A 13,950-nucleotide genomic window follows, 5' to 3' on the forward strand; every position below is an offset into this window, starting at 1 on the left:
GACAAACACTGCCCCAAATGGTTTCCCTTCGCGAGACTTTATTCAGGGAGCCCGATCATGCTGGATGCAACGACCGACCTCAAATCGCTTCTGAAAGATCCCACGCTGCTGGCCACAGACGGGTATGTCGGCGGCAAGTGGATCAAGGGGGAAGGCGGCACATTCCCTGTCACCAACCCCGCGCGTGGCGATGTCATCGCCGAGGTGGCGGACCTGAGCCGTGCCCAGGTCGCGGGCGCCATTGCGCAGGCGGAACAGGCCCAGAAGGACTGGGCCGGCTGGACCGGCAAGGAACGCGCCGCCGTCCTGCGGCGCTGGTTCGACCTGATGATGGAAAACGCCGAGGATCTCGGCACCATCCTGACCGCCGAACAGGGCAAACCGCTGGCCGAAGCGGTCGGCGAGATCGCCTATGGCGCATCGTTCATCGAGTTTTTCGGCGAACAGGCCAAACGGGTCTATGGCGAAACCATTCCCGGACACCAGCGCGACAAGCGGATCATGGTGCTGAAACAGCCCATCGGCGTCGCCGCGTCGATCACGCCGTGGAACTTTCCCAACGCGATGATCACCCGCAAGGCGGGCCCGGCCCTGGCCGCCGGGTGCAGCTTTGTCGCGCGGCCCGCCGCGGAAACGCCGCTGTCGGCGCTGGTGCTGGGCGTGCTGGCCGAGCGCGCGGGCATCCCCGCCGGCGTGTTCAACGTGGTGCCGTCGTCGCGCGCCTCGGAAATCGGCAAGGAATTCTGCGAAAACCCCGCCGTGCGCAAGCTGACCTTTACCGGGTCGACCGAGGTGGGCCGCATCCTGCTGCGGCAGGCGGCCGACCAGGTGATGAAATGTTCGATGGAACTGGGCGGCAACGCGCCGTTCATCGTGTTCGACGACGCCGACCTGGACGCGGCGGTCGAGGGCGCGATGATGTGCAAGTTCCGCAACAACGGCCAGACCTGCGTCTGCGCCAACCGCATCTATGTGCAGGCGGGCGTCTATGACGCCTTTGCCGCGAAACTGAAGGCCGCGGTGGACAAGCTGAACGTGGGCGACGGTCTCGCCGAGGGTGTCACCACCGGCCCGCTGATCAACCGCGACGCGGTGGACAAGGTGCAGGAACACCTGGCGGATGTCACCGCCAAGGGCGGCGCGATCCTGACTGGCGGGCTGCCGCATGATCTGGGTGGCACGTTCTTCCAGCCGACGATCGTCACCGGCGTCACGCAGGAAATGAAGGTCGCGACGGAAGAAACCTTTGGCCCGCTGGCGCCGCTGTTCCGTTTCGACGATGTGGACGAGGTAATCGCGATGGCCAACGATACCATTTTCGGTCTCGCCGCCTATTTCTACGCCAAGGACCTGTCCCGCGTCTACAAGGTGGCCGAAATGCTGGAATACGGGATCGTCGGCGTCAATACCGGGATCATCTCGACCGAGCTGGGGCCGTTCGGCGGCATCAAGCAATCGGGGCTGGGCCGCGAGGGCAGCCATCACGGAATCGAGGATTACCTGGAGATGAAATATGTCTGCCTGTCGGTCTGACCGGGAGGCGGGATCGGGCGTCGGGATCGGGACAATCCTGGAGCGGGTAGACGGAATCGAACCGACATAGCCTGCTTGGAAGGCAGGGGCTTTACCATTAAGCTATACCCGCTCTGGGCCTGTGCTGACTAAGTCAACCGCAGCGCTCCGTCAAGCGTGAAGTCGGGGCCGCATATCGGTATGCAGGCCCCGTTTTGGCTGGCGATACTGTTTCAAAAACAACAGGTTGGCCGAGATCTGCCGCCGGGTCAGCTCGATGCAAAGGGCGCCGCGCTGCCCCACAATTCGCGAACCCGCGCGTCGCGCCCGCAACCCGAGCGGTAGAATTCATAGGCCACCGATTGCCGTTTCGGCCCCGCGCGGGTCAGGACCAGCTTCTTTCCCTTGTAGTAATCCTGATGGTAGGGCTCGGCCTCGTAGAATGGGCCAGCGGGCAGGATCGGCGTGACGATCCGCTGACCCAGTTCGGCCTGCGCGGCATCCCGCACCTTGATCGCCAGCGTCTCTTCGGCATCGCCGGACACGAAGATCGCGGTGCGATAGCTGGGACCACGGTCGCAGAACTGCCCGCCCGCATCGGTGGGATCGACCGAGCGCAGGAACAAGCCCAGCAGGGTTTCCCGCGACACCACGACCGGGTCGAAACTGATCCGGACGGCTTCGTAATGGCCGGTTCTGCCGCCGGTGACCTGCTTGTAGGTCGGGTTGGCGACATGGCCGCCGGTATAGCCGCTCACCGCCTGCTGCACGCCTTCGACCTTTTCGAAATCGGCCTCGACGCACCAGAAACAGCCGCCCGCCACCACCAGGGTGCGGGTTTCCCCGGCCCCGAGGCCATGACCCGTGGCCAGGTGGGCGAGCCCCAGCATCACCGCCAGGAGCAAGGGTTTGAGATCGAACAGTCGTTTCATCGCGGACCTCCTTTGGCGCGACCCTGACCGGCACGCGGCACACGGACAAGCCACGGAATTGCGAGGTCACGCGCAGGTGAGCCGATTTTACCGCTTGGCGGCCCCCGCCCGTGGCTCTAGCCTGCTCGAAACAACCGCCGGGGAACAGCCGATATGCGCATAGCCATGTGGTCGGGGCCACGGAACCTGTCCACCGCGATGATGTACGCCTTTGCCGCGCGCGGCGATTGCGCGGTCGTCGATGAACCGCTCTATGCCGCCTACCTGGCGCAGACGGGGCTGGACCACCCGATGCGCGAGGCCATCCTGGCCGCGCAATCCGCCGACCCGGACCGGGTCATCGGCGACCTGCTGGGCGATATCCCCGGGGGCAAGCCGCATTTCTACCAGAAACACATGTCCCAGCACATGCTGCCGGGGATCGACCGGAGCTGGCAGGGACAGATGCGCAACGTGTTCCTGATCCGCCACCCCGCGCGGGTGATCGCCAGCTACGCCGCCAAGCGGGAAAACCCGGTCCTGGACGATATCGGGTTTCGCCAGCAGGCCGAGCTGTTCGATCTCGCCACCGCGTCGGGGGACGAACCGGTGGTGATCGACAGCCACGATATCCGCGACGATCCCGCGACGATGCTGGAGCGGCTATGCGACGCCATCGGCCTGCCGTTCACCATCGACATGCTGCTCTGGCCGGCGGGCGGCCATCCCGCCGACGGGGTCTGGGCGGAACATTGGTATGGCGCCGTGCATCGGTCGACCGGCTTTGCCGAGCCCGAAGGCGACCTGCCCGAGATCCCCGATGCGCTGCGCCCGGTGCTGGATGCGGCGATGCCACATTATGACCGGTTGCAGGCGGTGGCGCTGCCATTGGGCTGACAGAAAACCCCCGTGGCGGAACCACGGGGGCACGTCCCGGAAACCGGAACCTGTCGGCGGATCAGTTGACTGCTTTGGCGTCGACAACCTCGGGATTGCCCGAGCGCATGCCGGCAATCTCGATCCGGCGCGGTTTCAGCGCCTCGGGCACCTCGCGGACCAGGTCGATATGCAGCATGCCGTTTTCATGGCTGGCGCCGGTCACGCGGATATGGTCGGCCAGGGTGAAACGGCGTTCGAAGGCGCGGGTGGCGATCCCGCGGTGCAGCCAGGTGCGTTCGCCGTCCTCCTCGGCCTTGCGGGCCGCCACGACGAGGCTGTTTTCCTTGACTTCGACCGACAGGTCATCGTCCGAGAACCCGGCCACGGCAATCGAGATCCGATACCCGTCGCCAGCGGTCTTTTCGATGTTGTAGGGGGGATAGCTGGGCTGGCTGTCGGCCGTCATGGCCCGGTCCATCATGTCGGCGATCTGGTCAAAGCCGATGCTGGCACGATGCAGCGGTGCAAAATCGAATCTACGCATGTTGTCATCCTCTTGAACGAGCGATTCACGATCTGGCCCTCCGTCATGGACGGGCCGCGGTTTGGCGCCGGAACCCTGCAAGGCATCCCGACATCACTGATTTGGTGCGGATTTCGGTGGTTTCAAGACCCGTCAGGGGCGCAGAAACCGCGCGCCGGTTTCGCGCCGCGCCCCTGCCGTGACCCGGTTGACCGAGGGCGGCGGCGGCAGCGCATGGCCCTCGCCCGCCCCGAGCTGCGCATTCAGCACCGGCAGCAGCCCGGCCAGCGCGGTGCCCAGCGCCACATTGCCGCCATCGGCCTCGGCCTTGGCCGACACCACCGACACGATGGACGGCCCGTCGACGCCATGAAGGAACACCGGCGCCCCCGAAGATCCGAAATCGACGCTGCAGGACATCACCAGGATACCCTGCTGGCGCGCCTTCACATCGCAAAGCTGCTGCAGCGATGGCGCATCGGCGCGGTCGACCGCATAGGACACCACGCCCACCTGCGCGCCCTTGCGCGGCTGGCGCGCGATCGCAAAGGGCGAGATCACGGTATTGCGGATCGGCTGCTGCAACTCGAGCAGGGCAAGATCGTAGCGCACCCGTGCAGCGGTATCGGCGGCGCCAAAGGCATAATCGGGATGGACGACCGCGCGTCGCACCTGCCGATAGGCGGCCGCACGACCGTTGCGCCAACCCGCTAGAAACTCCAGCTGCGCAGGGTCGATCCGCTCTCCGGTCCGGCGGTCGAACAGGCAATGGGCAGCCGTCAGCACCCGGTCGGGTGCGATCAGCGCCGCCGTGCAGAACCCGGAGCCGCCAATATCCAGCCGACCGACCGCATCCCAGCCGCGCCCGGACTCGAGCGTATCGAGCCGCGCCAGCCGCGAATCCGCTGCCGCAAGCGGCCCGGCAGCCATCAAGATGGCCAGGGCCGCGATCCAGCGCCACATGCCGTAGTCCTTCCGATCATGCCCCCAGGATCAGCAGGTTCCGGCATATTGCGGCAAAACCGGGGCGCGGCAAAGGTATTATCGCAGCACCGGCACCGCGCCTGTCGCTTTTGTGTCGCGCTCCAGCGCCGGCGGCACCGGGCCGCCCGTGGCCCAGTCCAGCAATTCGACCGTGTGGACAACCGGCACGCCGGTTCCCGAGCCGATCTGCATCATGCACCCGATATTGCCCGCGGCGATCAGGTCCGGGTTCCTTGCCTCGAGCGTGCCTATCTTGCGGTCCCTGAGCTGTGCTGAAATCTCGGGCTGCATCAGGTTGTAGGTGCCCGCGGACCCGCAACACAGATGGCTGTCGGCCGGCTCCACCACCCGGAACCCCACCCGTTTCAGCAGGTTCTTGGGCGCGGATTTGATCTTCTGGCCATGTTGCAGCGAACAGGCCGCGTGATAGGCCACGGTCAGCCCCTTGTCGCCGCCTTCGGGAAGATCGAGCCGGGACAGTAACTCGGAAACGTCCATCGCGATGCCCGAAACCCGCGCCGCATCCGCCGCCAATTGATCGCCCCGGAACATGTGGCCGTAGTCCTTGACCGTCGTGCCGCAACCGGAGGTGTTGATCACGATGGCATCCAGCCCGCCGCCGTCCATCTCCGCCGCCCATGCACGGATGTTTCGCGCCGCGCTGGCATGGCTTTCGTCCGTTTTTCCCATGTGATGGGTCAGCGCGCCGCAACAGCCCGCGCCGTCGGCCACCACGACCTCGCAGCCCAGCCGGGTCAGCAGGCGGATGGTGGCGTCATTGATGTCGGTGTTCAGCGCCTTCTGGGCGCAACCGGTCATCAGCGCGACGCGCATGCGCCGGGCGCCGGTGGCGGCAAAGCTCTGCGGATCGTCGTTGCGGCTGACCGGCGGGATGCGTTTCGGCGCCATCGCCAGCATGGCCCGCAGCCGCGCATCCGGCATCAGCCGCGCAAAGGGCCGCGCGATCCGGGCGCCCAGCAATGCCAGCCGGAACCGGCCCGGATGGGGCAGGATACGCGCCAGCATCCAGCGCAGGGCCCGGTCCGTCCATGGCCGGTCATAGTGGTTCTCGATATAGGCGCGCGCGTGATCGATCAGGTGCATGTAATGCACGCCCGAGGGGCAGGTGGTCATGCAGGCCAGGCAGCTGAGGCAGCGATCGACATGTTTGACCGTCCGCGCATCCGGCACCCGCTCGTTCTCGAGCATGTCCTTGATCAGGTAGATGCGGCCGCGCGGGCTGTCCAGTTCATCCCCCAGCACCTGGTAGGTCGGGCATGTGGCGGTGCAGAAACCGCAATGCACGCAGGATCGCAGGATCTCGTTGGCCCGCGCCGTTCCCGGATCGCGCAGCTGCGCCTCGGTGAAACTGGTCTGCATCCGCTATCCTTTCAGCACCGGCCCATCAGGCCCGGATTGAGTATCCCGCGCGGGTCGAATTTCGCCCGCAATCCGGCCGAAATCGCCGCCAGCGGCGCCGGTTCGGGCTGAAACACCGGCACACGCGCGCGCAGCGCATCCGATCCCCGCACCAGCGTCGCATGCCCGCCCAGCCGGGCCAGCTCATCGCGGATCGCCGCCGCGCCGCCATCGCCGGGATCGTCGTCGACCTCGACCCAGACCAAACCGCCGCCCCAATCCAGAATGGCCCGTTTCGCCAGCCCTGCCTGTTCCAGCACAGCCACCAGCACCGGCCCGTCCGAAGGCTTGACCGACACCCGCCAGACCGGGGCATCGCCGGCGGCAAAGGGCGCGACATCCCGCACCTCGCGCCAGAGCGCCGCGCTGGCCTCGTCCCCGATCACCTGCCAGTCGCCGCCCAGCGCCGATTTCAGCGCCCCGGCGCGATACCGCACCGAATCCGCCAGCCCCTCGATACGCACGACCGTTCGGGCCTCCGGCGCACCGCAGCCGGGCCCGAGATGCGCCGCCCCGGTGATGTCATAGGGCGAGCCCAGCGCGGCGGACAACCGGTCAACCGCCTCACCCGCATCCAGGCCCGTCGCGACCAGCGTGGCCTCGGTCTCGGGAATGGCCTGAACCTTGAACGCCACCTCGGTCAGCACGCCCAGCGTTCCGAAGGCACCCGCCATCAGCTTCACCAGGTCATAGCCGGTGACATTCTTCATCACCCGCCCGCCATTCTTCAGAACCGCGCCGCGCCCATCGACAAACCGCACGCCCAACAGGCTGTCACGGCAGGCCCCGGCCTGAATCCGGCGCGGCCCCGAGACATTCGCCGCCGCCACCCCGCCAATGGTCGGAACGCCCGCGCGGCCCAGCAGCGGTCGGTGATCCATGGGCTCGAACCCCAGCCGCTGGCCTTCGACCGCCAGTGTTTGTTCCACCTCGGCCAGCGGCGTTCCCGCCGCCGCCACCAGCGTCAGGGCGCCGGGTTCGTAGAGCGACACCCCGGCCAGTCCGGCAACCGGAAGCGGATCTCCCGCGACCGGCGCGCCGATGGGCCGGGTTCCGCCACCGACGACCCGCAGCGGCCCCGCCGCCCCCGCCACCGCCTCGGCCAGCTCTGCTTCGCTTCGCGGTTCCATGTTCTTCCTCTTGCCAGAAATATCCCGGGGGTGTCGCCCGGAACGGGCGACAGGGGGGGCAGCGCCCCCTAGGCCGCCGTCTGCCGTCCCGTGCGCCGTCCCGTGCGCCGCGTATCGGATACCGAAAGCGGGAACACCTTGGCCGGGTTCAGCAGCCAGTCGGGGTCGAATACGTCCTTCACCGCCATCTGCGCCTCGAGATCCGCGCCCGCATACTGGTGCAGCATCAGATCGCGTTTCTCGATCCCGACCCCATGTTCCCCGGTCAGACAGCCGCCGACCTCGACGCAAAGCTTGAGGATCTCCGCGCCAAAGGCTTCGCAGGTTTCCAGGTCGCCGGGCCGGTTGGCGTCGAACAGGATCAGCGGATGCATGTTGCCGTCCCCGGCATGGAACACGTTGGCCACATCGAGGCCGTATTCCGCCGACATTTCACCGATACGTTTCAGCACGAAGGGCAGAGACGAGACCGGGATCGTCCCGTCGAGACACATGTAGTCGTTGATCTGCCCCATCGCCCCGAAGGCCGATTTGCGCCCCAGCCAGATCCGGGCGCTTTCCTCCTCGGATTCGCTTTCGCGCAGTTCGACCGGGTCATGGGTCCGCGCGATCGCCATGATCCGGGCAAGCTGCGCGTCGATCTCGGCATCGCTGCCCTGAACCTCGACAATCAGCAGCGCCTCGCAATCGGGATACCCGGCCCCGGCAAAGGCTTCGCAGGCGCGGATGCAGGGGCGGTCCATGAATTCGATCGCCACCGGCAGGATCCCGGCGCGGATGATGTCGGCGACACAGGCCCCGGCCACCTCGTTGCTGTCGAACCCCATCAGGACCGGGCGGGCGCCCTCGGGTTTGCGCAGGATCCGCAGCGTCGCCTCGGTGACGACGCCGAGCTGGCCCTCGGAGCCGCAGACCACGCCCAGCAGGTCCAGCCCGCCCGCATCCAGATGCGCCCCGCCTAGTTCGACCACCGTGCCATCCATCAGCACCATGGTCACGCCCAGCAGGTTGTTGGTGGTCACCCCGTATTTCAGGCAATGCGCGCCGCCCGAATTCATCGCCACGTTGCCCGCGATGGCACAGGCGAGCTGGCTCGACGGATCGGGCGCGTAAAAGAAATCTTCCTCCTCGACCGCACCGGAAACGCTCAGGTTGGTCCGACCGGCCTGCACCCGCACGAACCGGTTGGGATAATCGACCTCCAGCACCCCGGTCATCCGCGCCACGCCGAGCAGAACGCAATCGGCGGTGGGCAGCGCACCACCGGCCAGCGACGTGCCCGACCCGCGCGGCACCACCGGCACGCCCTCGTCATGGCAGATGCGCAGCACCTCTGACACTTCGCGCGTCGATGCGGGCAGCACCACCACAAGCGGCGGGCACCGATAGGCGGTCAGCGCATCGCATTCATAGGCCCGCGTTTCGGCGTCGTCATGGATCACCGCATCGGCGGGCAACACCGCCGCCAGGCGCTCCACCAGACGCGCCTTGCGGGCGACCACCGCCGGATCGGGTATCGGCATTTCCATCGGCTGGCTCCTTTTGGTAAAAATATATTACCAATTTTCCGGACTGGCAAGCGGCACACGCGATCCCTATCGTAACCGCATGACCCGGTATCGCCACCTGCTGCCCGCCTGTCTCGCCGCCGCCCTGCCCGCCCTTTCCGCCGCCGCCGATCCGCCAGTGGTGGAAAAGGCACAGGTCCGCGAGCGCGGCGGCGGCTGGCGTTTCGACGTGACCCTGCGCCACCCCGATACCGGCTGGGAACACTATGCCGACGGCTGGCGCGTGCTGGACATCAACGGCGTCGAACTGGGGATGCGGGTGCTGCACCACCCGCATGAAACGGAACAGCCCTTCACCCGGTCGCTGGATGGCGTTGTCCTGCCCCGGGGCGTCACCCGCGTGCAGGTTCAGGCCCGTTGCAGCGTCGATGGCTGGGCCGAACCGCCGGTGGCGGTCGATCTGCGCTGAGCCGGTTTGGCCGGACCCGCAACCGGCTATTCGCGGTGATAGGGGCCCCCGGCAAGGATCGTGGCGGCGCGATAGAGCTGCTCGGCCAGCATCACGCGGACCAGCATATGCGGCCAGACCATGCGCCCGAAGCTGATCGACAGGTCCGCCTCGGCCCGCAAGGCCGGGTCGATACCGTCGGCGCCTCCGATCACCAGCGCCAGGTCACCGCGCCCGCCATCGCGCCAATCCGCCAGCCTGCCCGCGAAATCCGGCGAGGACAGGGTCTTGCCGCGCTCGTCCAGCGCACAGATCACCGCACCGGACGGGATCGCCCTGCGCAGCAGCGACGCCTCGGACGCCATGCCGCCGCCCTTGCGGTCCTCGACCTCGACCACGTGCGCGGGCCCGAGACCCAGCGCCCGCCCGGTCCGGTCGAACCGCGTCAGGTAGTCGTCGATCAGGGATTTCTCGGGCCCCGCCCGCAGGCGGCCGACCACGCAAAGATGCACCCGCATCGCGGCGGATCAGTTGGCCGAAGCCACGCCGCCCGCCGGCAGCCACATCTTTTCGAGCTGGTAGAATTCCCGGACTTCCGGGCGGAAGATGTGGACGATCACGTCGCCGGTGTCGATCAGGACCCAGTCGCCGGCGTCCTTGCCCTCGACCTTGCAGACCAGGCCAAACTCCTGCTTGAGCCGGTCGGTGAGCTTTTCCGAAATGGCCGCGACCTGGCGTGTCGAACGCCCCGACGCGATCACCATGTAATCCCCGAACGAGGTCTTGCCGCGCAGATCGATCTGCACGATGTCTTCGGCCTTGTCATCGGTCAGCGAGGAAAGAATGCGCGCCAGCAGCGTTTCGCTGTCAGGCTGGGTCCGGGCGGTCATGGCATCTGCCCGGGCATCGGCGGCAACCGCCGACTCTGCGTGGAGTAACAGGACATCGTCCTCCTTTTGACGCGCCGCCGGTCCCCCGGCGCTGGGGATGTCTCAAATCTAGCAACGCCAACGTAACTTTTCAATGAAATCGCGAACACCGGGCGTTCAGTCGTCCGCCATTGTGGCACCTTCGCCGCCGAGCAGGCGCACCTCGCGTTGCGGGAACGGGAACGAGATGCCCTGCGCATGGAACGCGTCCCACAGCGCCAGGTAGACCCGGCCCTTGATATTGGTCAGCCCCCCGGTCGGATCGGTGATCCAGAACCGCAGGACATAGTCGACCGAACTGTCCCCGAAACCGGTGATGTGGCAGACCGGCGCCCGGGTTCCGCTCAGGACACGCGGCACGCCCGCCGCCGCCTCGATCGCTACCCTGCGCACCAGATGCGGGTCATCGCCATAAGCCGTCCCGAAGAAGATATCGAGACGCACGAACTGGTCGGAATGGGACCAGTTGACCACCTGGCTGGTGATCAGGTCTTCGTTCGGGATCAGGTGTTCACGCCCGTCGCGGGTGACCACCGACACATAGCGCGCGCCCAGTTCGTTGATCCAGCCGAACGTGTCGCCGAGCGAGATCACGTCGCCGGGCTTGATCGACTTGTCGAGCAGGATGATGACGCCGGAAATCAGGTTCGACACCACCTTTTGCAGGCCGAAACCGATGCCGACACCGACCGCGCCCGACAGCAGCGCGAACCCGGTCAGGTCGAACCCGATGGCGCGGAACCCCAGCAGGAACACGGCGCCATACAACAGAACCTGCACCACCTTGACGCTGAGCACCTGCATCGACGGCGATATGTCGGAATTGCGCCGGATCATGCGCGATGCGGTCTGGGACCCCAGGCGCGCGCCGGTCAGGAGCACCGCGAACAGCACCAGCGCGGTGAGAATGGTCAGCATCGACAGGTGCAGGCTGCCTATGTTGATCGCCAGGCTTTCGAGAAACGCGGAAAACTCGTCCGCCAGCCCGAGGTAATAGATCGTCATGTAGATCCATACCGACCAGGCCAGGATCAGCCGCAGGCTGCGGTTCGGCACCATCCGCGCCACCAGCGCGACGCCCAGCCAGACCGAGGCCAGCGTGGCCGCAAACCCGATCAGGTAGCTACGCGATGGCCAGGTGATCTGCTGCATCACCAGGTAGACGGTCCAGGCGAAGATCACGAAGAACACCAGCGCCAGCCGCTGCCGGATCTGCACCAGCAGCCGCAGCTGCCATTTCTGCCAACCGACCCGCGCGCGCGCCCAGACCTGAAGGCGGGGCCGCGCGACGGTTCGCGCCAGAAAGGCCAGCGCCAGGATCGCCAGCAGGATGAAAAGCTGGTTCTGCCGCCAGCCCGGCACCAGGAATGTCGACACCCGGCTCTGCAACAGGTCCCAGAGCAGGGTCACAAAGGCGATGAGTTGGTCGAGAAATTCCGTCATTGCTGCTCCGTTCGCCGATGCTTGCACGCGGTCGCGTGCCTGTCCAGCGACACGGGTGCTGCCGATAAGGGACGCTCGGGACGCTTGAACCGCGCCGCGCTCGGCTGTATCTGACACGCATGATGCATACACACGCCCCGAGGATCGATCTTCAGGACCGCGCGCGCCTGCGCGAACGGTTCTTCGGGGCGATGCGTTCGGCGCAGGCCCGGCTATTCGCCGGCTGAGAGTTTCGAACCTGCACATTCGCATACAGAACGGGAGAGGACCGATGTCCCCCAAGACACTCTATGACAAGATCTGGGACGCCCATGTGGCCCACGAAGCCGAGGATGGCACCTGCCTTCTCTATATCGACCGCCACCTCGTGCACGAGGTGACCAGCCCGCAGGCCTTCGAGGGGCTGCGCATGGCCGGGCGGTCGGTGCACGCGCCCGACAAGACCATCGCGGTGCCCGATCACAACGTCCCCACCACGCCGGACCGCGTCAACGGCATCGACAACGAGGAAAGCCGCATCCAGGTCGAGGCGCTGGACAAGAACGCCCGCGATTTCGGCATCAACTATTACCCGGTGAACGATATCCGCCAGGGCATCGTGCATATCGTCGGACCGGAACAGGGCTGGACCCTGCCCGGCATGACCGTGGTCTGCGGCGACAGCCACACCGCGACCCACGGCGCCTTTGGCGCGCTGGCGCACGGGATCGGCACGTCAGAGGTCGAACATGTGCTGGCCACCCAGACCCTGATCCAGAAGAAATCCAGGAACATGAAGGTCGAGATCACCGGCAAGCTGCGCCCGGGCGTGACCGCCAAGGACATCACCCTGTCGGTGATCGGCAAGACCGGCACCGCCGGCGGCACCGGCTATGTGATCGAATATTGCGGCGAAGCGATCCGCGACCTGTCGATGGAAGGCCGGATGACCGTCTGCAACATGGCGATCGAGGGTGGCGCGCGCGCCGGCCTGATCGCGCCCGACGAAAAGACATACGACTATGTCATGGGTCGCCCGCACGCCCCCAAGGGTGCCCAGTGGGAGGCCGCCCTGACCTGGTGGAAAACACTCTATTCCGATGACGATGCCCATTGGGACAAGATCGTGACCATCAAGGGCGAAGACATCGCGCCGGTCGTCACCTGGGGCACCTCGCCCGAGGACGTGCTGCCGATCACCGCATCCGTGCCGAGCCCGTCGGATTTCGAAGGCGGCAAGGTGGACGCGGCCGCGCGGTCGCTGGAATACATGGGGCTCGAACCTGGCACGCCGCTGTCGGAGATCGAGATCGACACCGTTTTCATCGGGTCCTGCACCAATGGCCGGATCGAGGATTTGCGCGCCGCCGCCGAAGTGCTGAAGGGCAAGAAGATCAAGGACGGGCTGCGCGCGATGGTCGTGCCCGGCTCGGGGCTGGTCCGTGCCCAGGCCGAGGAAGAAGGCCTTGCCGAGATCTTCACCCAGGCCGGTTTCGAATGGCGCCTTGCCGGATGTTCGATGTGCCTTGCGATGAACCCCGACCAGCTGTCGCCCGGCGAACGCTGCGCGGCCACGTCGAACCGCAACTTCGAAGGCCGCCAGGGACGCGGCGGGCGCACGCATCTGCTGAGCCCGGCAATGGCGGCGGCCGCTGCGGTCACGGGAAAGCTGACAGATGTGCGCGACCTGATGTAAGCTCTGGTAATCGCAACATCATATTGGAAGGACCGGACTGATGAAGGAATGGCAGAAGTGGTTGCTGCTCGGCGTTGCCTCGCTGATCTTCGGGATCATCGCGCTGGGCAATTCGGTGCTTTTCTCGCTGGCCGTGGCCACCGTGACCGGGGCAATGTTCCTGATCTCGGGCGGGTTGCAGGCCTATGCCGGGTTCACCGCCGAAGGCATCGGCAGCAAGCTGTTCGGCATATTGCTGGGCATCCTGATGATCTTCCTCGGCATCTCTTTCATGTTCCACCCGTTGCAGGGGGCGATTTCGCTGGCGATGCTGGTGCTGATCCTGCTCGCGGCCGGCGGGATCGTGCGCGTGGTGCTGGCATGGCGGATGCGGGAAACCCCGTTCTTCTGGCCGATGCTGATCTCGGGCGCGCTGTCGATCCTGCTCGCGGGCTATATCTGGGCCAATTTCGCCACGGCCGCGCCGCAGCTCCTGGGCGTCCTTCTGGGCATCGAGCTCCTGTTCAACGGATCGGGCCTGATCGTGCTGGCCTTCTTTCTCCGCCGTGGCGGCGGGGAAAAAACCGACACCTGACAATCGCGGGGACCT

At 66.3% G+C, this 13,950-nt stretch carries 14 protein-coding genes and 1 tRNA gene; 5 read left to right on the forward strand and 10 right to left on the reverse strand.

Going from position 1 to position 13,950, the window contains the following annotated elements:
- Nucleotides 1-57: 57 nt before the first annotated feature.
- Complete coding sequence (locus C6Y53_RS09055; RefSeq protein ID WP_106472138.1) at nt 58-1,533, forward strand: NAD-dependent succinate-semialdehyde dehydrogenase; 1,476 nt, start codon at nt 58-60, stop codon at nt 1,531-1,533.
- A gap of 38 nt (nt 1,534-1,571) precedes the next feature.
- On the opposite strand, the gene C6Y53_RS09060 is transcribed toward C6Y53_RS09055, so the two are convergent.
- Nucleotides 1,572-1,645, reverse strand: a tRNA-Gly gene (locus C6Y53_RS09060).
- A 136-nt stretch (nt 1,646-1,781) separates the two neighbouring features.
- Nucleotides 1,782-2,444 carry a peptide-methionine (S)-S-oxide reductase MsrA gene (msrA, locus tag C6Y53_RS09065; RefSeq protein WP_106472139.1) on the reverse strand — a complete coding sequence of 221 codons (663 nt, stop codon included), beginning with the start codon at nt 2,442-2,444 and terminating at the stop codon, nt 1,782-1,784.
- 153 nt (nt 2,445-2,597) lie between these two features.
- Between msrA and C6Y53_RS09070 the strand changes: the two genes are divergently transcribed.
- The gene (locus C6Y53_RS09070) at nt 2,598-3,320 is read left to right on the forward strand and encodes a sulfotransferase-like domain-containing protein (protein ID WP_106472140.1); all 723 of its coding nucleotides are present in this window, start codon (nt 2,598-2,600) and stop codon (nt 3,318-3,320) included.
- 61 nt (nt 3,321-3,381) lie between these two features.
- On the opposite strand, the gene C6Y53_RS09075 is transcribed toward C6Y53_RS09070, so the two are convergent.
- From C6Y53_RS09075 to C6Y53_RS09095, 5 genes are all read right to left on the reverse strand, one after another.
- Entirely contained in the window at nt 3,382-3,846 is a 465-nt protein-coding gene (locus C6Y53_RS09075) for an Hsp20 family protein (RefSeq protein WP_106472141.1), read from the reverse strand.
- Nucleotides 3,847-3,978: 132 nt separating this feature from the next.
- The gene (locus tag C6Y53_RS09080; protein ID WP_106472142.1) at nt 3,979-4,788 is read right to left on the reverse strand and encodes a trypsin-like serine peptidase; all 810 of its coding nucleotides are present in this window, start codon (nt 4,786-4,788) and stop codon (nt 3,979-3,981) included.
- A 78-nt stretch (nt 4,789-4,866) separates the two neighbouring features.
- Complete coding sequence (gene glcF, locus C6Y53_RS09085) at nt 4,867-6,189, reverse strand: glycolate oxidase subunit GlcF (RefSeq protein WP_106472143.1); 1,323 nt, start codon at nt 6,187-6,189, stop codon at nt 4,867-4,869.
- A gap of 11 nt (nt 6,190-6,200) precedes the next feature.
- On the reverse strand, nt 6,201-7,358 hold the full coding sequence (locus C6Y53_RS09090; RefSeq protein WP_106472144.1) for an FAD-binding protein: 1,158 nt from the start codon (nt 7,356-7,358) through the stop codon (nt 6,201-6,203).
- Between the two features lie 68 nt (nt 7,359-7,426).
- Nucleotides 7,427-8,887: an FAD-linked oxidase C-terminal domain-containing protein gene (locus C6Y53_RS09095; RefSeq protein ID WP_106472145.1), complete on the reverse strand. Its 1,461-nt coding sequence runs from the start codon at nt 8,885-8,887 to the stop codon at nt 7,427-7,429.
- A gap of 79 nt (nt 8,888-8,966) precedes the next feature.
- On the opposite strand from C6Y53_RS09095, the gene C6Y53_RS09100 reads away from it, so the two are divergent.
- Nucleotides 8,967-9,335 (forward strand): hypothetical protein, encoded by a 369-nt coding sequence (locus tag C6Y53_RS09100; RefSeq protein ID WP_106472146.1) that lies wholly within the window; start codon nt 8,967-8,969, stop codon nt 9,333-9,335.
- A 26-nt stretch (nt 9,336-9,361) separates the two neighbouring features.
- On the opposite strand, the gene rlmH is transcribed toward C6Y53_RS09100, so the two are convergent.
- From rlmH to C6Y53_RS09115, 3 genes are all read right to left on the reverse strand, one after another.
- Nucleotides 9,362-9,832 carry a 23S rRNA (pseudouridine(1915)-N(3))-methyltransferase RlmH gene (gene rlmH, locus C6Y53_RS09105; protein ID WP_106472147.1) on the reverse strand — a complete coding sequence of 157 codons (471 nt, stop codon included), beginning with the start codon at nt 9,830-9,832 and terminating at the stop codon, nt 9,362-9,364.
- 9 nt (nt 9,833-9,841) lie between these two features.
- Entirely contained in the window at nt 9,842-10,204 is a 363-nt protein-coding gene (gene rsfS, locus C6Y53_RS09110) for a ribosome silencing factor (RefSeq protein WP_106472148.1), read from the reverse strand.
- A 156-nt stretch (nt 10,205-10,360) separates the two neighbouring features.
- Nucleotides 10,361-11,686, reverse strand: a complete 1,326-nt coding sequence (locus C6Y53_RS09115) for a mechanosensitive ion channel family protein (protein WP_106472149.1) — start codon at nt 11,684-11,686, stop codon at nt 10,361-10,363.
- Between the two features lie 271 nt (nt 11,687-11,957).
- Here C6Y53_RS09115 and leuC point away from each other — a divergent pair, with 271 nt between their 5' ends.
- Together leuC and C6Y53_RS09130 are read left to right on the forward strand one after the other, a co-directional pair.
- Nucleotides 11,958-13,361, forward strand: a complete 1,404-nt coding sequence (leuC, locus tag C6Y53_RS09125) for a 3-isopropylmalate dehydratase large subunit (RefSeq protein ID WP_106472151.1) — start codon at nt 11,958-11,960, stop codon at nt 13,359-13,361.
- A 40-nt stretch (nt 13,362-13,401) separates the two neighbouring features.
- Entirely contained in the window at nt 13,402-13,935 is a 534-nt protein-coding gene (locus tag C6Y53_RS09130) for an HdeD family acid-resistance protein (protein WP_106472152.1), read from the forward strand.
- Nucleotides 13,936-13,950 lie beyond the last annotated feature (15 nt).

The sequence above is a fragment of the Pukyongiella litopenaei genome (assembly GCF_003008555.2).
GTDB lineage: Bacteria > Pseudomonadota > Alphaproteobacteria > Rhodobacterales > Rhodobacteraceae > Pukyongiella > Pukyongiella litopenaei.